The 19,648-nt window shown below is 62.5% G+C and carries 17 protein-coding genes; 14 read left to right on the top strand and 3 right to left on the bottom strand.

What is annotated here, in order from left to right; translation table 11 throughout:
- Nucleotides 1-16 precede the first annotated feature (16 nt).
- From BMF35_RS04550 to BMF35_RS04540, 3 genes are all read left to right on the top strand, one after another.
- Nucleotides 17-1,774: a copper resistance system multicopper oxidase gene (locus BMF35_RS04550; RefSeq protein ID WP_047007093.1), complete on the top strand. Its 1,758-nt coding sequence runs from the start codon at nucleotides 17-19 to the stop codon at nucleotides 1,772-1,774.
- Entirely contained in the window at nucleotides 1,771-2,865 is a 1,095-nt protein-coding gene (locus BMF35_RS04545) for a copper resistance protein B (protein WP_047007092.1), read from the top strand. The genes BMF35_RS04550 and BMF35_RS04545 overlap by 4 nt, the downstream gene beginning before the upstream one ends.
- 87 nt (nucleotides 2,866-2,952) lie before the next feature.
- A complete protein-coding gene (locus tag BMF35_RS04540) occupies nucleotides 2,953-3,246 on the top strand; it encodes a hypothetical protein (RefSeq protein WP_047007091.1) in 294 nt (97 codons plus the stop codon).
- A gap of 47 nt (nucleotides 3,247-3,293) precedes the next feature.
- Here the strand turns inward: BMF35_RS04540 and BMF35_RS04535 are convergent, their stop codons facing one another.
- A complete protein-coding gene (locus BMF35_RS04535; protein WP_047007090.1) occupies nucleotides 3,294-5,657 on the bottom strand; it encodes a DUF305 domain-containing protein in 2,364 nt (787 codons plus the stop codon).
- A 164-nt stretch (nucleotides 5,658-5,821) separates the two neighbouring features.
- Between BMF35_RS04535 and BMF35_RS04530 the strand changes: the two genes are divergently transcribed.
- The 3 genes from BMF35_RS04530 to BMF35_RS04520 all read left to right on the top strand — a co-directional run bounded on the left by BMF35_RS04530 (nucleotide 5,822) and on the right by BMF35_RS04520 (nucleotide 8,250).
- Nucleotides 5,822-6,610: a class I SAM-dependent methyltransferase gene (locus BMF35_RS04530; protein WP_156172141.1), complete on the top strand. Its 789-nt coding sequence runs from the start codon at nucleotides 5,822-5,824 to the stop codon at nucleotides 6,608-6,610.
- An 81-nt stretch (nucleotides 6,611-6,691) separates the two neighbouring features.
- The gene (locus BMF35_RS04525) at nucleotides 6,692-7,099 is read left to right on the top strand and encodes a baeRF12 domain-containing protein (RefSeq protein ID WP_047007089.1); all 408 of its coding nucleotides are present in this window, start codon (nucleotides 6,692-6,694) and stop codon (nucleotides 7,097-7,099) included.
- 134 nt (nucleotides 7,100-7,233) lie between these two features.
- A complete protein-coding gene (locus tag BMF35_RS04520; protein WP_236781558.1) occupies nucleotides 7,234-8,250 on the top strand; it encodes a serine hydrolase in 1,017 nt (338 codons plus the stop codon).
- Nucleotides 8,251-8,344: 94 nt separating this feature from the next.
- Here the strand turns inward: BMF35_RS04520 and BMF35_RS04515 are convergent, their stop codons facing one another.
- A complete protein-coding gene (locus BMF35_RS04515) occupies nucleotides 8,345-8,596 on the bottom strand; it encodes a hypothetical protein (RefSeq protein ID WP_047007087.1) in 252 nt (83 codons plus the stop codon).
- A 214-nt stretch (nucleotides 8,597-8,810) separates the two neighbouring features.
- Between BMF35_RS04515 and polA the strand changes: the two genes are divergently transcribed.
- The 3 genes from polA to BMF35_RS04500 all read left to right on the top strand — a co-directional run bounded on the left by polA (nucleotide 8,811) and on the right by BMF35_RS04500 (nucleotide 13,258).
- Nucleotides 8,811-11,675 (top strand): DNA polymerase I, encoded by a 2,865-nt coding sequence (polA, locus tag BMF35_RS04510; protein ID WP_047007086.1) that lies wholly within the window; start codon nucleotides 8,811-8,813, stop codon nucleotides 11,673-11,675.
- 75 nt (nucleotides 11,676-11,750) lie between these two features.
- On the top strand, nucleotides 11,751-12,833 hold the full coding sequence (locus tag BMF35_RS04505) for a mechanosensitive ion channel family protein (protein WP_047007085.1): 1,083 nt from the start codon (nucleotides 11,751-11,753) through the stop codon (nucleotides 12,831-12,833).
- Nucleotides 12,834-12,901: 68 nt separating this feature from the next.
- Nucleotides 12,902-13,258 (top strand): endonuclease domain-containing protein, encoded by a 357-nt coding sequence (locus tag BMF35_RS04500; protein ID WP_047007084.1) that lies wholly within the window; start codon nucleotides 12,902-12,904, stop codon nucleotides 13,256-13,258.
- Between the two features lie 57 nt (nucleotides 13,259-13,315).
- Here BMF35_RS04500 and BMF35_RS04495 read toward each other — a convergent pair whose 3' ends face one another.
- Nucleotides 13,316-15,628 (bottom strand): CDC48 family AAA ATPase, encoded by a 2,313-nt coding sequence (locus BMF35_RS04495; RefSeq protein WP_047007083.1) that lies wholly within the window; start codon nucleotides 15,626-15,628, stop codon nucleotides 13,316-13,318.
- A 463-nt stretch (nucleotides 15,629-16,091) separates the two neighbouring features.
- On the opposite strand from BMF35_RS04495, the gene BMF35_RS04490 reads away from it, so the two are divergent.
- Genes BMF35_RS04490 through BMF35_RS04470 form a run of 5 tightly spaced genes read left to right on the top strand, consistent with a single transcriptional unit; the run spans nucleotide 16,092 to nucleotide 19,605 of the window.
- On the top strand, nucleotides 16,092-16,823 hold the full coding sequence (locus tag BMF35_RS04490; protein ID WP_047007082.1) for a CoA transferase subunit A: 732 nt from the start codon (nucleotides 16,092-16,094) through the stop codon (nucleotides 16,821-16,823).
- A gap of 28 nt (nucleotides 16,824-16,851) precedes the next feature.
- Entirely contained in the window at nucleotides 16,852-17,886 is a 1,035-nt protein-coding gene (locus BMF35_RS04485; RefSeq protein ID WP_047007081.1) for a hypothetical protein, read from the top strand.
- A gap of 32 nt (nucleotides 17,887-17,918) precedes the next feature.
- Nucleotides 17,919-18,515 (top strand): hypothetical protein, encoded by a 597-nt coding sequence (locus BMF35_RS04480; protein WP_156172140.1) that lies wholly within the window; start codon nucleotides 17,919-17,921, stop codon nucleotides 18,513-18,515.
- A 58-nt stretch (nucleotides 18,516-18,573) separates the two neighbouring features.
- On the top strand, nucleotides 18,574-19,230 hold the full coding sequence (locus tag BMF35_RS04475) for a CoA transferase subunit B (RefSeq protein ID WP_047007079.1): 657 nt from the start codon (nucleotides 18,574-18,576) through the stop codon (nucleotides 19,228-19,230).
- Nucleotides 19,231-19,233: 3 nt separating this feature from the next.
- Nucleotides 19,234-19,605: a hypothetical protein gene (locus BMF35_RS04470; protein WP_052766064.1), complete on the top strand. Its 372-nt coding sequence runs from the start codon at nucleotides 19,234-19,236 to the stop codon at nucleotides 19,603-19,605.
- Nucleotides 19,606-19,648 lie beyond the last annotated feature (43 nt).

Genomic DNA, 19,648 nt, shown 5'->3' with positions numbered 1-19,648 from the left:
GAGTGATTGACAAGCCATGCCGAAAAGCAACCTGTCTATGCCGCGCCGCCATTTCCTGGCGGGCGGTGCCGGTCTCGTGGCCGCGAGCGCATTGCCCGTTCCGTCATGGGCGCGCGGGCAATCGCTGACACACGCGCGGCAGGGCTTTGGCGAGTTGTCGGGTGAGGAGATCGACCTTTCCATCGGCAATCACCATTTCAGCACGGGTGGGCGCAGCGGCCATGCCATCGCCGTAAATGGCAGCGTGCCCGGTCCGCTCATTCGCCTGCGCGAGGGGCAGGACGTGGTGCTCAATGTCACCAACAATCTGGAAGGGGACAGCTCGATCCACTGGCATGGCCTGCTACTGCCTTTCCAGTTCGACGGCGTTCCTGGCGTCAGCTTTCCCGGCATTCGTCCGGGCGAAACCTTCTCCTACCGCTTTCCCGTGCGCCAGACCGGCACCTATTGGTGGCACAGCCATTCGGGCCTGCAGGAACAGGCGGGCCATTACGGCCCCATCGTGATCGAGGGTGAGCACGCCCATCACATGCCCGATCCGCGCTACGATCGCGACTATGTGCTGTTGCTCAGCGAGTTCACCCCGCGCCATCCGCACGAGATCGCCCGCCTGCTGATGGTAGGGGAGCACTATTTCAACCGCACCATGCAAACCGTTGGCGACGGCTCCATGACGCCGGACGAGCGGCTGATGTGGAGCGGGATGCGGATGAATCCGCGCGACATTTCCGATGTGACAGGCGACACCTACACCTTCCTCGTCAACGGGCACGGCCCGGCGGACGACCTGCAATTCGCCTTCACGCCGGGCGAGCGCATTCGCCTGCGGATCATCAACGGCTCGGCGATGACGTTCTTCAACATCCGCATTCCCGGCACTTCGATGCAGGTCATCGCCGCGGACGGACAGGACGTCGATCCGGTCGATGTCGACGAATTCCAGATCGGAACAGCGGAGACATATGACGTTATCATTACGCCGCGCGATGGGAGCCACGCCTTCGTTGCCGAAGCGATGGACCGCTCGGGCATGGGTGTTGCCACCATCACATCGCATGAAGGCCACATCGCTACGCCGCCGCCGCTGCGTGAGCCGGTGACTTTGACCATGGCCGATATGGGTATGGGCGGCATGGACCACGGTGCAATGGATCATGCAGCTATGGGGCATGGCGAGATGGGTGGCGGTACGGAAGACGGCGCCATGAGCCACGACATGCGCGACACCTCGCTCCTGCCGCCCGATGTCGAAGTCGGGCCAGGCGTAGACATGGTCGCGCCGATGCCGGTGGACCGCATGGATTTTCCGGGTCTTGGTCTCGACACCGTCGATCACCGCGTGCTGCGCTACACCGATCTGCGCGCGCGCAATGCCAATCCGCGCCGCACGCCCGAACGCCAGATCGAGATCCACCTGACCGGTAATATGGAGCGCTACATGTGGTCGTTCGACGGGCGGCAGTTCCATGCCGTCACCGACGATCCCATCCGCTTCGGTTTCGACGAGCGAGTGCGTGTAAAATTGGTGAACGACACCATGATGGCGCACCCCATCCACCTGCACGGCCATTTCTTCGAACTGGTGAACGGCGCCGATGATACACGCCAGCCGCTGAAGCATACCGTGGTCGTCCAGCCCGGCAGTACGGCCACCTTCGACCTGACGGCGAACGAGCCGGGCGACTGGGCTTTTCACTGCCACCTGCTGTATCACATGCATGCCGGCATGATGCAGACGGTAACCGTGCGCCCCTTCCCCGAAGGTGACGCATGATGCGCATGTTTTTGCTCGCTTCCGCTGCCATGCTGATCGCCGTGCCTGCCGCAACGCAGGACCATGCGCAACATGATCACCACAGCCAGCAACAGCCCGAGCGTGACGAACATGCCGGGCACGAAATGCCGGATGCAGACGATCCGGAAAGCGCAGACGAAACGCATGACGGCCGTGCGGATCATTCCGCGATGGATCATTCGACCATGGATCATTCCGCGATGGGCCATGGCGAGGCCGGACATGAAGCCTCCGATCACGGCCAGATGGATCATCACCAGATGGACCATTCCCAACATGGCGAGATGGATCATGCGGCCATGGGTCATGCCATGCCTGCAGAGATACCGTCCGGCCCGCCGCCGCCGCGCGCATTCGAGGGGCCGGAGCACGCGGCAGACCTCTTCTTCGATCCTGCCCGCATGGCGCAGGCGCGCGCCTACAACCATGCAACGCACGGCAATATGGCAACCGGCACGCTGCTGTTCGAGCGCCTCGAAACGCGCTTCGCCGATGGCGAGGAGGAGTATGTCTGGGACGTTACCGGCTGGTACGGCACATCCACCGACAAGATCGTATTCAAGTCCGAAGGCGAGGGCGAATTCGGTGGCGGAGTCGAAGAAGCCGAAATGCAGCTGCTGTATGGCCGCGCGATAGGCCCGTTTGTAGATCTGCAAGTGGGCGCGCGCGTCGATGCGGAGCCCGATACGCGCGCACATGCGGTCATCGGCGTGGCTGGCCTTGCGCCCTACATGGTGCATTTCGATGCAGCACTGTTCGTCGCCGATACCGGCGATGTCACTGCCCGGATAGAAGCCGAGCATGACATAAAATTCACCCAGAGCCTCATCCTGCAACCGCGCGTCGAGGCGGAATTGTCCGCGCAGGACATTCCCGAGCGGGCGATTGGCACGGGTCTATACGAACTGAGCGTCGGGGCACGCCTACGTTATGGATTCGTGCCCGAATTCGCGCCGTATATCGGGATCGAGTGGGAAGGCGCGACAGGCCGCACTGCGGACATTTTGCGCGCCAGTGGCGATGATACAGGCGGCGTCGCTGTGCTGGCAGGTCTGCGCTTCTGGTTCTGACGGCGCGGTGCCACATCCGTGGCAGCGCACGGCTCTCCCCGATAATCTAAAAGGGCTCCCATCGAACGCTTGAGGGAGCCTTTTTCGATGAATGACAATTGCACGCACGCCCAGACTACGCCCGCCCAACCCGCGCCCGGCAAGACCAAGAACAACATGCTGCTGTTCGTTCCGCTGATCATCCTCACGGTGATCAGTTGCATGGCAGTTTCCATCGCAGTGATGATCTACGTGTCGGAAACGCTCGGCTATGATGGCCGCAGGGGCGGCGCCTTTGCCATTGGCGGACTGTTCCTCGGCTACGGCCTGGTGTGGCCGCTGTGGTGGATGTACCGCAAGCGCTATCCGAAAGCGGAAAGGCCCGCCGCGCCAACGCGATAGGCGAAGGGCGCAGCGGACCTTTCGATCAGCCTTGAGGTTCTGCCGGATCAGCCGCCGTTGCGGCTGTCCTCGACGGCCCGGATCACGTCCTCGCTCCAGGTGACCGGATACTGGGTCTGCGGATTGAAGACATTGTCCTGGAAACTCGCAGCTTCGGCAGCGGCGATTTCTTCGGCGGTCAGATACTCGCTCGGCTCCAACGCAAACACGTCCAGACCGCGGGCGATCTCGGTGGCGTAGATCCGGCCATTGTAGAAATAGGTCGACCAGTAACCGCCGGTTACCAGCTGGTCTTCATCGACCGGACCTCGGTCGAAATAGGCGATCTCGAACGGATTGGTCGGGTCGGTAAAGTCGATGACCGACAAGCCGCCCTGATACCATGCCTGAACGAAGATGTTGCGTCCCGGCACCGGGATAATCGAGCCGTTATGCGCGACGCAGTTCTCGGTCTCGCCTTGCGGCGCTGGCAGCTTGAATGTGCCGCGATACTCCAGCTGGCCATCGACGATGGCGTAGAAAGCGTTCGCCCCCCAATTGCGCGGGTCGGCTGCCTGGCAGCGCGGACGGCCACCGCCGCCCCACTCGTCGGTGAATAGCACAATGTCGCCGGTATTGTTGAAGGTGGCGGAGTGCCAATAGGCAAAGCCGGGATCGGTCACTGCATCGAGACGGGTCGGATTATACGGGTCCGAGATATCGAAGATGATGCCATTGCCCGAGCATGCGCCCGCAGCGAGATTGAGGCTCGGGAACACGGTGATGTCGTGGCACTGGTCCGTGCGGCGGGTTTCCTGCGTTTCGTCACCATGGTCGCCGCCTGTCCACAGGCCGGCGAGGCGCCCTGTTTCCGGATCGGCGAACACCGCGGGGCTGGAGGTGATGCGCGCCTGCGAAGGATCATCCAGCGGGATCTCGATCACATCGATTCGGAAGAGCGATGTGCGATCATCACCGCCTTCGTCGTCGAAGCAGATGGCGAGCTCTTCCGTCTCGCGCACCGATCCGGTGCCCGAATTGTAGACAATCAGCGCATCCTCGTTCTGCTGCACGATGGAGTGCGTGTGGCTGCCGCGGCAGGTCTGCACCTGGCCCACCTGCACGGGGCGGGTGATGTCGGAAATGTCGAAGATCCGAAGGCCGCGGAAACGCTCGTCGCTCACGCGCTCGGTCACGCCCTGCGATCCGCAATCGACGCGGCCGCGCGTGTCTTCCACGCTCATGATCAGCAGGTCACCGGCGATTGAGACGTCGCCCTGTCCGCCCGGGCAGACGACCGAGCTGACCAGCGTCGGCATGCCGTCCTCGCCCAGGCGATAGGCATTCCAGCCGTGGTAATTGCCGGTCACCATCAAGTCGCCGGAGAAGGCGATATCGGTCTGCGAAAAGCTCAGCGGGCCGCCGCGCTGGGCAAAGCGGCGCTGCGGCTCTTCGGCTTCTTCTTCGGGATTGGCTTCAGCGTCGGTTGCCTCCTCGGCGGCTTCTTCCGCTTCGGCCATCGCCATTTGGTGATCGTGGCGCTGTCCGCCTTCGGCCTCTGCCGCCGCAGTCATCGCAGCATGGTTGGCATGGATAGCGCTCTCGTCCGCCTCGCTTGCGGCCTCTTCGTCTTCCTCTTCGGGGAGGATCTCGGGACGCAGGCCGGCAGGGTTCTCCGGATCGAAGAAGCCCGCAGGCTTGCGCAGGAAAGCGACGTGCCGAAGGTTGCTGATCGCTTCGCCTGCATCGAACACCCCTGCTGCCAGCGAAGCGCGCGGATCGGTGGAAAGCCCAGCCAGCACGCCGCGCATACGCTCGATCTCGGATGTCTGGTCGTTCACCACTTCGCTGGTAAATTCATACATGACCGGATCGGCGGCGGTGCCGCGTGTGCTGTGAAGGTCGCGCACCATGTCGATTGCGCCGCGGTGGTGGCGGACCATCAGTTCCAGGAACATGCGGTCGAATGCCGTGCCGCGCAGCGTGGCGAGCTCGTCCATCTGCGCCGGCGTGGCCATGCCCATCATGCCCATGTGGGCGGTATGGCCCATGCCTTCCCACTCCACACGCTCGCCGCGCTCGGTCAGCCATTCGCGCATAAATGTGATTTCGTCCGCTTGCGAGGACAGGATGCGGCCCGACACAGAGGTCACATCTTCGTTGTTAGTACGGTCCGCGACCAGCTGCGACATCTCCACCGCCTGCTGGTGGTGTACGATCATGCCCTGCATGAACTCGACATCGGCGGGCGCATAGCCATTGAAAGCCAGCCGGCTGGCCTCGCTCTCGCTCAAGACGCGGACGCCCTCGCCCACGGCCCCCGGCTGCACGATGGTAACATCCTGCGCCTGCGCGGACGCGGCGCTCGCCATCAGCAAGGCGGCGACAGAGCAGCTTGTGGCAAGCTGGAGGTGGTTCTTGCGGAGAATCATAATCGGCAGTGTCCCGGTCAAATAAGGTGTTACAGTGTCCCATCGCCATAGGGCCGTGAAAACATGCGCGCGTCAAGCACCGAACACAGGGCGCGAGGCCGGTCTTGCGGGTTACGAAACGGCGCGATAGCCTGAGCGGGAACGGGGCGGGGAGAATTACAAATATGCGCAACAAAGTTGTTTGCGTCGTAACGGCTTTCAGCTTGATGGCCTGTACAGGGGAGCCAGAAAGCGAACCGATCGAGCCTGACTACACCGCCGAACAATACGCTTTTGCCATCAGCGATATCGCCCGGATGGATGACGTAGAGCGCGACGCCGAACGATTGCCGGGAGAGCTGTTGGCCTTCGCCCAGATCGATCACGGCGATGTCGTCGGCGACTTTGCTATGGGCGATGGCTATGTCACTCGGCTGCTGGCCATGGCGGTGGGCGGTGATGGCAGAGTCTATGGCTACCAGCCCGACGAACATATCGCTGCCGATGCCGACCTGGCGCGACAGCAGGCGGAGACGATGCGCCGCTATTCCGACGAATTCGCCGAGCCGATCAATGTCTTTCCCGTTCGCGGTCCGCTGACGGCCCCGGACTGGCAGGAGCCGCTCGATACGATCATCGCCGTGGATGCACTGCATCGCCTGTGGTCGCCGTACCTCCCCGATGACACCGCCCCCGACGCTATCGCAGCCTTGTTCGCGGCACTGGAACCGGGCGGGTCGCTCGTTGTGCTGGACCGTCTCGCAGCCGACGGCGGCGGGGTAGAGGCCGCGCAATCGCTCGGGCGGATGGACCGCGAACTGGCACTCGACGCGCTCACCGAAGCGGGCTTCGCGCTGGAAGAAGAAAGCACTGTGTGGGAGCGCACGGACGACACCCTCGGCGGGGAAGCCTCCGATGCTTCGGAGGACGACCCGGCCAGCCGGTTCGCATGGCGCCTGCGCAAGCACGGCTGAGCGCGACGCCTGCCAACAATTCCGGCACGATTGCCGCTCCTGACCGTTGGTTGCAAAACCACTTCTCAGGAGAGACCTTTCATGAAAATTCCGCATAAAGCCCTTGTCGCCCTCGTCGATGGAGAGCGCTTCGTGCTGCTGCGCAATGACGGCCAGATTTTCGAACCCAAGCTGAGCAAGGTGGAAGAGCCCTCGCTCGATCCCACCAATTTCAGCGCCGGTATCCGGCACCAGGACAAGGCCGGCCAGATGAAAGGCAATACCGACCTGAACGAACTTGCCCATGGCGCGGCCGCTGCCGAATGGCTGAACCAGAAGGCCATCGCCGGCGAGATGGATGAGCTGGTCGTGGTCGCCGATCCCAAAACGCTGGGCGAAATGCGCCGCCACTACCATTCCGAGTTGGAAAAGCGCGTCGTCGGCGAAGTCGACAAGGCGCTTACACACGAACCGCTGGACAAGATCGAGCAGGTTCTCGCCAACGCCTGACCGAGTTAGCGTTCCTCGCCGAGACTCCGATCACCGCCAATTCCGCGCACTTCGTCGCTAAGACGCTATCCCGCTTCGATCTATTAAGCATTTGCTAAGCACGTTTCGGGACATTCGAATGCATGGATAAATCGGTGATCGGACGTATTCTTGCGCCACTGGCGCTCCTTCTCAGCCCACTCGCAGCGACCAGCGCGCAGGCACAGGATATAGAAGGCGCGTTCGACCGCGCGTTCGGCACCGAAGTGCGCGAACCGCGCGACTTCACCCCTGCTCCCTCCAGCCAGCTGGAAATGGTCATTTCGCAGTTGGCCGAGGGCAGCCAGGGGCGTATCGGCGTGGCTGCGATCGACCTTTCGACCGGGCAGCAGATCTCGGTCAATGGCGACATGCGCTTCCCGCTCGCCAGCACCAGCAAGATCGCCATCGCGGCAGCCTATCTCGAAGGCGTAGACCAGGGGCGCTGGAGCCTGACGGCGGAATATCCGCTGCTCTGGCCGGTTCGGTCCGAACCGCTTAGCACCCGCGCCGCGCCCGTTCGCGCGGGGGAATACATGCCCGCGCATGAACTAATCGATATCATGATCACGCGCAGCTCCAATCCCGCTACCGATGCCCTGCTGGCAGCAATGGGCGGCGTCGAGCCGGTGAATGACTGGATGCGCCGCGCCGGGATCACCGAATTCAGCCTGGACCGCGATATCGCCACGCTGGTTCGCGACAACCGCGAATTCGACGCGCGCACCTATATCGACCCCCGCGACAGCGCCACGCCCGAAGCGATGGTGCAGCTGCTTGCCGGCCTGTATCAGGGCCGCTGGCTGAGCGCGCAGAGCCGCAACATCATCATCGACGCGATGGAGCGCTGTCGCACCGGCCGCAGCCGTATCCCTGCCCGCATGCCCGAAGGCGTCACCGTGGCGCACAAGACCGGGACACTGCATCGCGTCGCCAGCGATATCGGCATCCTGACCGGGCCGGACGGGCGATCCATCGCTGTTGCGATATACGTGACAGGCCAGCCATCTCCGGCAGAGCGCAATGGCCGTATCGCATCGATCGCACGCGCGCTGTATGATGGTTATGCCCGCGAGGCTGCACGCAATTACGCGTCAGGTGGCGGCTATACCACGGCCAATGGTGGGCGCTGAGCGCACAAACTCTTCGACATTGCAAACAAAGAAAAAGGGCGCGATCCGAAGATCGCGCCCCAATTCGTTCAGCGTTAAAGCTGGGAGGTAGAGCTTACTGCTCGCCTTCCAGTTCAGCTTCCATTTCTTCGCCTTCAGCAGCCATTTCGTTGCCGGCTTCGTCCAGCTCGGCTTCGGCGTCGGCAGCCATGTCTTCTGCACCGGCTTCCATGGCTTCCACGTTAGCTTCGGTGTCGGCAGCAGCCGATTCAGCGGTAGCTTCTGCAGCTTCTTCGGTTTCGGCCGAGCAAGCAGCGAGGGTGAGAGCAGCGCCGGCAGCGGCAGCAACGAGAGCAATCTTACGCATAGGTATAAACCCCTTATATGCATGTTGTAGGAAGAGCGTTCGCCCGTCCCGAAGCCAGCCTTCCCGCTGGCTCTGATGCCTAAATAATGCCACATTTGGGCATCCGCAAGCGAATTATGGCGCAATTGCGGCGAATGGTTGACGGAAATAGGGCAGAGCAACCGCCTTCACATAGTGCTTACAGGGCGACAAACCGCGTGCTAGCAGGCGCTGTATGGCCGACAAAAATCATCTCTATCTGGTCGATGGCTCGGCCTATATTTTCCGCGCTTATCATAGACTTCCACCGCTGACGAACCCGGAGGGCACGCCGGTCGGCGCGGTGTATGGCTATACTACTATGTTGTGGAAGCTGGCGGACGATCTCGATAAGGCTGATGGCCCCACACATATGGCAGTGGTGCTGGACAAAAGTTCGCATTCTTTCCGCAACGACATCTATAGCGAGTACAAGGCCAACCGCCCCGATCCGCCCGAGGACCTGCAGCCGCAATTCCCGCTGATTCGCGATGCCACCCGCGCCTTTAGCCTGCCCTGCATCGAGGAACCCGATGTGGAGGCGGACGATATGATCGCCACCTATGCCCGCGCCGCCCAGCGCGAGGGGTGGGACGTAACGATCGTTTCCTCCGACAAGGACCTGATGCAACTGGTGGGTGAGGAGAACGGCGCCAATGGAACCGGGCGCATCGACATGCTCGATACGATGAAGAATGCGCGCATCTATATCGAGGAGGTCGAGGAAAAGTTCGGTGTGCCGCCTGAAAAGGTCGGCGATGTGCTGGCGCTGATGGGCGACAGTGTCGACAATATCCCGGGCGTCTACGGCGTCGGGCCGAAAACCGCGACGAAGCTGATCGTCGAGCACGGCGACCTCACAGGCGCGCTCGATGCGGCAGAGGACATGAAAAAGTCCAAGCTGAAGGAACGGCTGATCGAGCAGCGCGAAAATGCCGAGCTCAGCCGTGTGCTGGTGACGCTGAAGGAAGATTGCGACCTTCCCCAGCCCTTGAGCGATTTCAAGCTCGACGGCGTGCCGCCAGAGCCGCTGGCTGAGTTCCTCGAGAAGCACGGTTTTTCCAGCCTGCTGCGCCGTCTCGATTCCGGCAGTGGAAGTCCGGACCGGCCCACCAACCTCAATCCCGCGAAGCAAAGCACGAAGGGCGCCGATCCGGAAACGGACGGCAACCGCCAGCCCTTGCCGGACTGGCCCGATGTCGACCGCTCAGCCTATGAATGCGTGCAGACGCTGGATCGGCTGGAAGAATGGGTGACACGCGCCCTCGCCGCGAGGCTTGTGGCCGTCGACACCGAGACTTCCAGCCTCGATGCGATGGAGGCTGACCTCGTGGGGTTCTCCCTCGCTTTAGTTGCGAACGATGCCTGCTACGTGCCGCTGGGGCATTACACCGGATCTGGCGGCAGCGACGACATGTTTGCCGAGCGCCCGAAACAGATTGCACGCGAAGCCGCCTTCGCCGCGATCAAACCGCTGCTGGAAAGCGATGCGGTCATCAAGGTCGGGCAGAATATCAAATACGATATCAACGTGCTTTTGCGCTGCGCCGGCATCGCCATGGCGCCCGTTCACGACACGATGATCGTCAGCTTCGACATGGATGCAGGCCGCGCCGAAAGCGGCATAGGCGGCGGGCACGGTATGGACGAGCTCGCCGAGCGCCATCTCGGCCACACCTGCATGAAGTTCAAGGATGTGTGCGGCACCGGCAAGAAGGCGATCCCCTTCGGCGAAGTCCCTCTCGACAAGGCGACGCAATACGCCGCCGAGGATGCCGACGTCACCTGGCGGCTCTACCAGCATCTCTATCGGCGCCTGCCTCTGGAAGGCGCGGCGCAGATTTATCATACGGTCGATCGCCCGCTGATCCCGGTCGTCGCGCGGATGGAGCGGGAAGGCATCAAGGTCGATCGCGCGGCGCTGTCGCGCCTGTCCGAACAATTCGCCGAGACCACGGCGCGTATCGAGAAGGACATCCATGCCGAGGCGGGCGAGGAATTCACCATCGGCAGCCCGAAACAGCTGGGCGAGGTGCTGTTCGACAAGATGGGTTACAAAGGCGGGCGCAAAGGCAAGAGCGGGCAGTATTCGACCGACCAGGCCGTGCTGGAGAAGCTCAGCGCGAGCGGCGCGACCATTGCCGACAAGGTGCTGGAATATCGCCAGCTCTCCAAGCTGAAATCGACCTATACCGATGCACTGCAAGAAGCGATCAATCCCGATACGGGCCGCGTGCATACCAGCTACAGCCTCGTCGGCGCACAGACGGGGCGGCTGTCCTCCACCGACCCCAACTTGCAGAACATCCCGATCCGTACCGAGATCGGGCGCGAGATCCGCAAGGCCTTCGTGCCCGAGGATGGCAATGTGCTGCTGGCCGCCGACTATTCGCAGATCGAACTGCGCCTCGCCGCGCATATGGCCGATGTGCCGGAGTTGAAAGAGGCCTTTGCAAGCGGCGAAGACATCCACTCTCGTACCGCGAAAGAGATGTATGGCGAAGTCGACCGCGACACACGCGCGGCGGCGAAGACGATCAACTTCGCCATCCTCTACGGCATTTCGCGCTGGGGACTCGCCGGTCGCCTGGGCATCGAGCCGGATGAGGCGCAGGAGAAGATCGACACCTATTTCCAGCGCTTTCCCGGCATCCAGAACTACATCCACGAAACGCTCGAAAGCGTGCGCGCCAAGGGCTATTCGGAAACGCTGTTTGGCCGCAAGACGTGGTTCCCGCGGATCAATTCCAAGAACCAGCAGGAGCGGCAAGGCAGCGAGCGCGCGGCCATCAATGCGCCGATCCAGGGCACCAGCGCCGACATCATCAAGCGCGCCATGGCCCGCATGATGCCCGCGCTGGCCGATGCCGGCCTTCCTGATGTGCGCATGCTGCTGCAAGTGCATGACGAGCTGGTTTTCGAATTGCCGAAAGGCGATGTAGAAGCAGCGTCGTCTGTTATCGAGAAAGTCATGGCGGAGGCGGCGCAGCCTGCCGTCACGCTCGACGTGCCGCTCGGCGTCGAGATCGGGACGGGCGAGAGCTGGGACGCGGCGCATTGATCGCATACCTCACCTTCGCACCGCTTGCGCGCTCTACGGTTGCTATTGTGCGGCGCACAAATTAGGTCGGCGCGCATGTTCGAAGAATACGATCCGCGCAACTGGTCCATCGCTTGGGAAGAAATCGGCGTGGCTGCCATCGCGGTGGCGCTGGCCGTCACCGTGGCCTACGTGCTGTTCCGGCTGGTTTATGCCGTCGTCGTCAAGCTGGCGAGCCGATCCGAGAACCCTGTCGACGACCTGATCCTCGCGCGTATTCGCAGCCCGATCAAATGGTCTGCTATCGCCATTGCCATCACGCTGGTCGCACAGGCCGACCCGTTACTGGCGCAATATTGGGAGCCGCTGGCCGGCTTCCTGCGACCTGCCCTGCTCGGCTGGATCGCCTATTCGCTGGTAAAAGCGTTCACCGCCGTGCTGGAATTGCGGCTGGACCAGGCTTCCGACCCGGTCGCCGTGCGCAGCCGCCGCACGCGCATCGCGATCCTGTCGCGCACCGCCACCATAGCGATCATCATCATCACCGTTGGCCTGATGCTGCTGACCATTCCGGCGGTCGCCACGATCGGCACAACGCTGCTGGCCTCTGCCGGTCTGGCCGCCCTCGCCATCGGTGCCGCAGCGCAACCCGCGCTGAAATCGCTGATAGCCGGATTGCAGATCGCCATCACCGAGCCGCTGCGGCTGGGCGATCTGGTGGTGGTGGACGGGCATACGGGGCGGGTGGAAGAAATCCACATGGCTTTCATCATCGTGCGCACTTGGGATGAGCGAGCCGTGGTCGTGCCGACGAGCCAAATCCTCGACCAGAGTTTCGAGAATTGGTCGCGCAAGAGCGAAAAGCTGACCGGCCCCGTTATGCTGCACCTCGACCCCATAGCCGATATCGGCCCGATCCGCGCCGAGTTCGAACGCTGGGTGCGGGAGCAGGATCTGTGGGACGGGCGCACTGCCGAAATGCTGATGACGGATGCCTATCCCGAAAGCATCGCCCTGCGCCTTTCGGTCAGCGCGGGCACGATCGGCGAACTTTGGAAGCTTCGCTGCAAGCTGCGCGAGCACATGCTGGATTGGCTGCGCAAGAACCAGGAAGATGCGCTCATCCGGCATCGGTTGGAAGTGCCGCAGGGACATCCGAAGGCTGAAGAACCGGTCTGAGGATCCCTCCCCGCTCGCGAAGCGAATGGGGAGGTGGCAGCCCGCAGGGCTGACGGAGGGGTATCGCAATGCGCAAAAGCGACCACGATTATGCCAAGGCCCGCCATCTCCGTCGCCAGCAAACTCTGCCGGAGGGATTGGTGTGGCGCAAATTACGTGGACGGCGAACTGGTTTGAAATCCCGTCGCCAGCATCCGGTAGGTCATTTTGTGCTCGACTTCTATTGCGCGCAGGCCAAGCTTGGGATCGAGATCGACGGAAAAGCCCACGACATGGGCAAGCGCTCCGAGATTGACTGCGCGCGCGATGAGAACTCTTGCGAGTTGGGCTTAAAGATCATTCGGTTTTCCGCACCTGCCGTTTTGCAGAACCCGACAGCGGTTGCCGAAACCATCCTCGCGGTTTGCAAGCAGCGGATCGACTAGGCCCCTCCACCGCCTTCGGCGGTCCCCCTCCCCATGCCTTCGGCACGGGGAGGCAACTCAATCTTCATGCTTTTTCTCGCGCGTGCTTTCCACCATGCCATCGGTGATGAAGCCGATGGGCTGGACGGCAGCGGCGCGCTTTTTGAGTTCGCCTTTCATCTTTGCGTATTCGGCTTCCATCTTGGCGGTGACCGTTGCACGTGAATCCTTCAGCGCCTCGTCGAAATCGGCCTTGGAAACTTCGTCCGGCGCGCCGTCTGACCGGCGGATCGCGTTGAGGCCGGCGCGGCGCACAACATCTTCCAGGTCAGCGCCCGTGAATCGCTCTGCCTGTTTGGCAATGTCCGCCAAGTCCACATCGCCTGCCAGTGGCATGGCCGAAGTGTGGATCTTGAGAATGTGCTCACGGCCACCTTCGTCCGGCGCGCCGACATAGACCAGCTCGTCGAAACGGCCCGGCCGCAATAGAGCGGGATCGACCAAGTTGGGCCGGTTGGTCGCACCGATCACGACGATGGAGGAGAGTTCCTCCATTCCGTCCATCTCGGCGAGGATCGTGTTGACCACGCGCGCAGTGACCTGCGGCTCGCCCGCGCCGGTCCCGCGCGCGGGCACCAACGAATCGATCTCGTCGATGAAGATCACGCAAGGCGCAACTGCGCGCGCGCGCGCGAACATGCGGGCGATTTGCTGTTCGCTCTCGCCATACCATTTGCTCAGCAGGTCGGAGCTTTTCATCGAGATGAAATTTGCTTCCGCTTCCTTAGCCACGGCCTTTGCAAGCAGCGTCTTGCCGGTTCCGGGCGGGCCATAAAGCAGGAAGCCCTTGGCCGGGCGGATGCCGATCCGGTCGAAGGCCTGCGGGTTCTTGAGCGGCAGCTCGACGCCTTCCTTCAGCTTTTCCTCTGCCTCGCCCAGACCGCCGATATCGTCCCAGCCGACGGTGGGGGCCTGCACCATCACTTCGCGCATGGCAGAAGGCTGGACGCGCTTGAGCGCTTCGCGGAAATCGTTCTTTTCCACACACAGCTCTTCCAGCACTTCAGGCGGGATTTCGCGCGCTTCGAGATCGAGCTTCGGCATGATCCGGCGCACCGCCTCGATCGCCGCTTCGCGTGCCAGCGCGGCAAGATCGGCACCAACAAAGCCGTGGGTGGAGCGAGACAATTCCATCAAATCCACGCCTTCGCCGAGCGGCATGCCGCGCGTATGGATGGCAAGGATTTCGCGGCGGCCGCTTTCGTCGGGTACGCCAACCACGATTTCGCGATCAAAACGGCCGGGGCGGCGCAGTGCCTCGTCGATAGCGTCGGGGCGATTGGTGGCAGCGATCACGACAAGGTTGGCGCGCGCCTGCAGCCCGTCCATGAGCGTCAGCAGCTGGGCGACCAGCCGCTTTTCCGCTTCGCCGGACACGTTCTGCCGCTTGGGCGCAATGGAATCGATCTCGTCGATAAAGACGATGGCGGGCTGGCTACGCTCGGCTTCCTCGAACACTTCGCGCAGCCGTTTTTCGCTTTCGCCATAGGCAGAGCCCATGATCTCCGGCCCGTTGATGGTGAAGAACTCCGCATCGCTTTCATTGGCAACGGCCTGCGCGAGGCGCGTCTTGCCGGTGCCGGGCGGGCCGTGCAGCAACACGCCCTTGGGCGGATCGACGCCAAGCCGGGTGAAAAGCTCGGGATAGCGTAGCGGCAATTCCACCATTTCGCGCAAGGCCTTGATGGTGTCTTCCATGCCGCCGACATCATCGTAATTGATCATGCCGCGTGCATCGCGCGGTTCCTCGAATTCGGCGCGCAGCTCCACTTCGGTATTCTCGTCGATATGGACGATGCCCTTGGGCGTGGTGGAGACGACCTGCAGGCGGATCTGCGTCAGCGCATAGGCAGGCGTGTTGAACATGCGGCGCACTTCGGCCGGCACGTTCTGCACCGGCTGCTGACCATGCGTGGCGACGAGATCGCCGGTGGTGACAGGCTTGCGGAAGAAAACGCGCTTCAACGCCTCGGTCGGCCCCTGCAGCCGCATTTCGCGGCGGGCGGGGGCGAAGACGACGCGGGTGGCTGGCTTGCTGTCGGCTCGGGCCACGACAACATGCTCGCCAGATGCGGTTTCGGCATTGCCGCGCTGCAGACCGTCGAGCCGGATAACGTCGAGCGATTCATCCTCCGCATAAGCGGCAGCGGCGATGGCGACGGTTTCACGCTTGCCGGTGATGGAGACGACATCGCCTTCGGTAATACCAAGCGTCTGGAAGGCACTGCGCGGCATTCGCACGACGCCGCGACCCGATTCTTCCTGCCGGGCGGCAGCCACCTGCAGTTTCACTGTGCCCTTGTCCAAAGTCGCTGCGTCCGCGTCGGCCATTCGTGCCCTCGATCCTGCTCTTGTCTGTCGTGTCGGCAGACCTAGGAACGGCCCCGCCCCATTGCAAATGGATGAGCGGCAGCTTGGTGCCCGCTACGGCTTGGAGGGCATACCCCGAGCGCAGACAAAAAAAGACCCGGTCGTCGCCGACCGGGCCTTGGAAGTTTTGGGAGAGGATGCCTGAAAGGCAGGGAGAGATATGCTTCGACGCGCCGCTTTTCGCAAGTGCGAAAGGCTCAACATGTGTTGCATGACGCGCAACTCGACGATTTCTACGTTATTTAACAACGAGGTTTTACATCTCAGAGGAGCGGCGAAGCCGCGATTTCTCCATCTTCATCGCTCGAAAAAGTAAACTTTTGTGCAATGCAGCAGCCATGGGCTTGGCGGGTGACACATGCCAATCTTCGTTCTAATGCTCTGAGCCGAAGCACATTTGCGGCCATGCGAAGGACCCGACCGAATGCCAAAGATCTTCCCATCCGCCGAAGCGGCACTAGACGGCCTGCTGCGTGACGACATGCTGGTCGCCGCCGGAGGTTTCGGCCTTTGCGGCATTCCAGAGCGCTTGCTGGAAGCCATCCAGGCGAGCGGGGTGAAAAACCTCACTTTCGCCAGCAACAATGCCGGTATCGACAATGAAGGCATCGGCAAGCTGCTGCGCACCAAGCAGGTGAAGAAAATGATCTCGTCTTATGTCGGCGAGAATAAGGAGTTCGAGCGGCAATATCTCTCCGGCGAGCTGGAAGTGGAGTTCTGCCCGCAAGGCACGCTGGCAGAGCGCATGCGTGCGGGCGGTGCAGGCATTCCGGGCTTCTACACCAAGACCGGCGTCGGCACGCAGGTGGCCGAGGGCAAGGAAGTGAAGGAGTTCGCCAAAGGAACCGCAGACGGAGAGGGGCCGGAAGATTATATCCTGGAGCACGGCATTTTTGCCGATCTTTCCATCGTCAAAGCGTGGAAGGCGGACGAAACAGGCAATCTGATGTTCCGCAAGACCGCGCGCAATTTCAACCAGCCGGCCGCCACCTGCGGCAAGGTGTGCGTGGCCGAGGTCGAAGAAATCGTACCGGTCGGGGCGATGGATCCGGATTGCATCCACTTGCCGGGCGTCTTCGTCAATCGCATCGTAGTGGGCGCGCCCTATGACAAGAAGATCGAGTTCACCACCACGCGGGAGCGCGAGGACGCCTGATCGCGAACGATAGGAAGGAGGCGCGAGGATGATGACGAAGCGAAGCGCACTTCTGGCCGGCTTGGGGGGCATCTGCCTGCAAGGCTGCGTCGCGGCGGCGGCCATTCCCGTCATTGCCGGAGCGGGCAGCATTGTGCGCAGCGGCGTGTCGGGCGATGACGAAGCGCAAGCGCCCGAGGGCACCGTGATAGTCGCACAACCGCCGGCACAAGCGCCGTCATCAGACGTGCCGGAAACGGCAGCCAGCGCGCCCTATCTCGCGACCTCCGCGCCTGCCGAAGCCGCCGATGCGCCCACTACGCCAGTCGCGGCCGCACCCCCGCCGGCCGAGCCTGCCGTGCTGACGCCGCCACCCGCGCAAGAGCCGATCGCGCAGACCCGCGCTGCTTCACCGGCCATCTCCGAAGTCGAAGCCGCAGCGCAGGAAGCGCTCGCCTCGATCCGCGCGGCCGAGGCAGAACGCGTGTCTGGCATGGCTCCGGTCCCATCCGCCGCGGCCACTACCGGCGCACAGAGCGACAGCACCTATGCCGCCATTCGCAGCTATACGCTCCAGACACTGGCAGGCGGCATCCCACTGCCTTCGGCCCAGCTGGCGGACCCTTCGAGCCTGGAACCGGTGCGCCGCGAATGCGCAGGCGATCCGCCGACCATCGTCATCGATCTGGACCCGGCGGGCGATTTGGCACCAATCAGCGGGCCGATTGCCGTCAACACCGGGCTGGGCCGCGTGCTGGCGGAGATGCGCGCGCGCGGTGTGACCATTGCGTGGGTCACCAACCGCGGTGCCATGGATGCACGCGCCATTCGCGACAGACTCGTCGCTTCCGGCCTCGATCCCGAAGCGCGCGATGTCGTGTATGTCGAGCGCTATCCGGGCGAGAGCAAGCAATCGCGCCGCGATACGCTGGCGCAGAACCATTGCATCATCGCCATGGCCGGGGACGAGCGATCCGATTTCGACGACCTGTATAATTACCTGCGCGATGAAAGCGGCGCGCAAAGCCTCGAGCCGATGCTGGGAGCGGGCTGGTTCCTCATCGACAATCCGGTGGGACAATAGCGCGTATGGGTTTCACGCAGTTCCGCTCGCTGATGGCATGTATGACCGTGCTGCTCGCCAGCGCATGCGCCAGCGTTCCCCCGCCCCAGCCGCGCGTGCAGCACACGCCATGGCTGGCGCTGACGGTGGAACAGGGTGGCCAGCGCGTGCCCCTCACCAATCCCGCCTTGCGTGAAACCCATGCCGGGCTCGCTCGCGCTCCTTTCACGCTTGTGCTGCCCAACCGCGGGGAGGACGACACTTACCGTCTCGCAGGATGGCAGACGCGCGACATCATCGATCTTGCCGAGAACGCACCGCGTGCGCAATTGAACGGCATCCAGCCGCCGCCCTATTTCGATTACGCCACCGGCATGGCCGATACAGCCGCCGGGTCCGGCACGCTGATGCTCAACCTCGAAGGTCACCATCACCTCGCCGGATTGCGATTGGGGCCGGACCCCGACCGGCACACTGTCTTTTTCGGCGATGTGCTGGTCATCCATGACAACGGAGCCCGCGTGGAAATGCCCATCGAGGACGTGCGCGGACCCATCAATCTGGTCGTCTGGTTCGACGAAAACGACGACGCCATCATGCAGCATGGCGAATACGAATATCTCGTGCTGCAATTCGACCGCGCTTCGTGATAGGAGCGCGCCAACCAATCGCCTGACGACCTTACCGACCCAGAACAAGGACTGCCCGATGCCCGACACCACCAAGGGATGGACCCGCGACGACATGGCTGCCCGCGCCGCGCGCGAGCTGGAGGATGGCTATTACGTCAATCTGGGCATCGGCATCCCCACGCTGGTCGCCAACCACATCCCCGATGGGATGCAGGTGACCCTGCAGAGCGAAAACGGCATGCTGGGCATCGGCCCGTTCCCCTATCCGGACGAGGTCGATCCGGACCTTATCAATGCCGGCAAGCAGACCATTAGCGAGCTGCCCCATTCGGCCTATTTCGACAGCGCCACCAGCTTTTCCATGATCCGTGGCGGGCATATCGACCTCACCGTGCTGGGCGCGATGGAAGTGGCGGAGAATGGCGACATCGCCAACTGGATGATCCCCGGCAAGATGGTGAAAGGCATGGGCGGAGCGATGGACCTCGTCGCCGGCGTGAAGAAGATCATCGTGGTGATGGACCACACCAGCAAGCATGGCGATCCCAAGTTCATTCCCGAATGCACACTGCCGCTGACCGGCACGAACGTGGTCGACATGATCATCACCAATCTCGCCGTTTTCCACCGCCCCGACCATGACAGCGCCTTCCGCCTGATCGAACTGGCCCCCGGTGTCACAGCGGACGAGGTGGCAGCCAGCACGACGGCGAAGTACGAGATCGCGCTTTAGATTATGACGCGCGTCGCCCGGATCGTCTGGGTTGTCGCTTTCCTGATCGGAGCCTTCACGCACGCCCGCGACATCGTTATGGGCGGGTGGCTACCATACGATTTCGCACCGTTTCTACTTAACTGGTTCTGGACGCTTTTGCTGCCGCTCGACCTGTTGGCAGCTGGGCTGATCGCCTTTCGCAAACGCATCGGCGTCTTGCTGGGCGTCGCGATCATGCTGGCCGATGTCGGAGTGAACACATGGTATGCGCATGCGACCCAATGGCCTGCGCTGTTCGCTGCGTTGCAATGGCAGAGCATGTTCCTCGGTTTTGTGATCGGCACTGCACCTTTGCTGTGGCACTCTAACGCAAGCAAAACCGTTCGACTGTGAGACACTGACGGACTCGCCAACGCCGTTCGTCGATTGCTTGTCG

Source organism: Aurantiacibacter gangjinensis, assembly GCF_001886695.1.
GTDB lineage: Bacteria > Pseudomonadota > Alphaproteobacteria > Sphingomonadales > Sphingomonadaceae > Alteraurantiacibacter > Alteraurantiacibacter gangjinensis.
Note: the sequence above shows the minus strand (reverse complement) of the source record. Positions and strands in the feature narration are given on the sequence as shown.

Excerpts from the sequence above, each read along its gene's own strand:
- BMF35_RS04475 (WP_047007079.1), top strand. The coding sequence starts at position 18,574 with ATGCCCGACACCACCAAGGGATGGACCCGCGACGACATGGCTGCCCGC.
- BMF35_RS04540 (WP_047007091.1), top strand. The coding sequence starts at position 2,953 with ATGAATGACAATTGCACGCACGCCCAGACTACGCCCGCCCAACCCGCG.
- BMF35_RS04495 (WP_047007083.1), bottom strand. The coding sequence starts at position 15,628 with ATGGCCGACGCGGACGCAGCGACTTTGGACAAGGGCACAGTGAAACTG.
- BMF35_RS04525 (WP_047007089.1), top strand. The coding sequence starts at position 6,692 with ATGAAAATTCCGCATAAAGCCCTTGTCGCCCTCGTCGATGGAGAGCGC.
- BMF35_RS04500 (WP_047007084.1), top strand. The coding sequence starts at position 12,902 with ATGCGCAAAAGCGACCACGATTATGCCAAGGCCCGCCATCTCCGTCGC.
- BMF35_RS04480 (WP_156172140.1), top strand. The coding sequence starts at position 17,919 with ATGGCATGTATGACCGTGCTGCTCGCCAGCGCATGCGCCAGCGTTCCC.
- polA (WP_047007086.1), top strand. The coding sequence starts at position 8,811 with ATGGCCGACAAAAATCATCTCTATCTGGTCGATGGCTCGGCCTATATT.
- BMF35_RS04545 (WP_047007092.1), top strand. The coding sequence starts at position 1,771 with ATGATGCGCATGTTTTTGCTCGCTTCCGCTGCCATGCTGATCGCCGTG.
- BMF35_RS04530 (WP_156172141.1), top strand. The coding sequence starts at position 5,822 with ATGCGCAACAAAGTTGTTTGCGTCGTAACGGCTTTCAGCTTGATGGCC.
- BMF35_RS04505 (WP_047007085.1), top strand. The coding sequence starts at position 11,751 with ATGTTCGAAGAATACGATCCGCGCAACTGGTCCATCGCTTGGGAAGAA.
- BMF35_RS04470 (WP_052766064.1), top strand. The coding sequence starts at position 19,234 with ATGACGCGCGTCGCCCGGATCGTCTGGGTTGTCGCTTTCCTGATCGGA.
- BMF35_RS04490 (WP_047007082.1), top strand. The coding sequence starts at position 16,092 with ATGCCAAAGATCTTCCCATCCGCCGAAGCGGCACTAGACGGCCTGCTG.
- BMF35_RS04550 (WP_047007093.1), top strand. The coding sequence starts at position 17 with ATGCCGAAAAGCAACCTGTCTATGCCGCGCCGCCATTTCCTGGCGGGC.
- BMF35_RS04515 (WP_047007087.1), bottom strand. The coding sequence starts at position 8,596 with ATGCGTAAGATTGCTCTCGTTGCTGCCGCTGCCGGCGCTGCTCTCACC.
- BMF35_RS04535 (WP_047007090.1), bottom strand. The coding sequence starts at position 5,657 with ATGATTCTCCGCAAGAACCACCTCCAGCTTGCCACAAGCTGCTCTGTC.
- BMF35_RS04485 (WP_047007081.1), top strand. The coding sequence starts at position 16,852 with ATGATGACGAAGCGAAGCGCACTTCTGGCCGGCTTGGGGGGCATCTGC.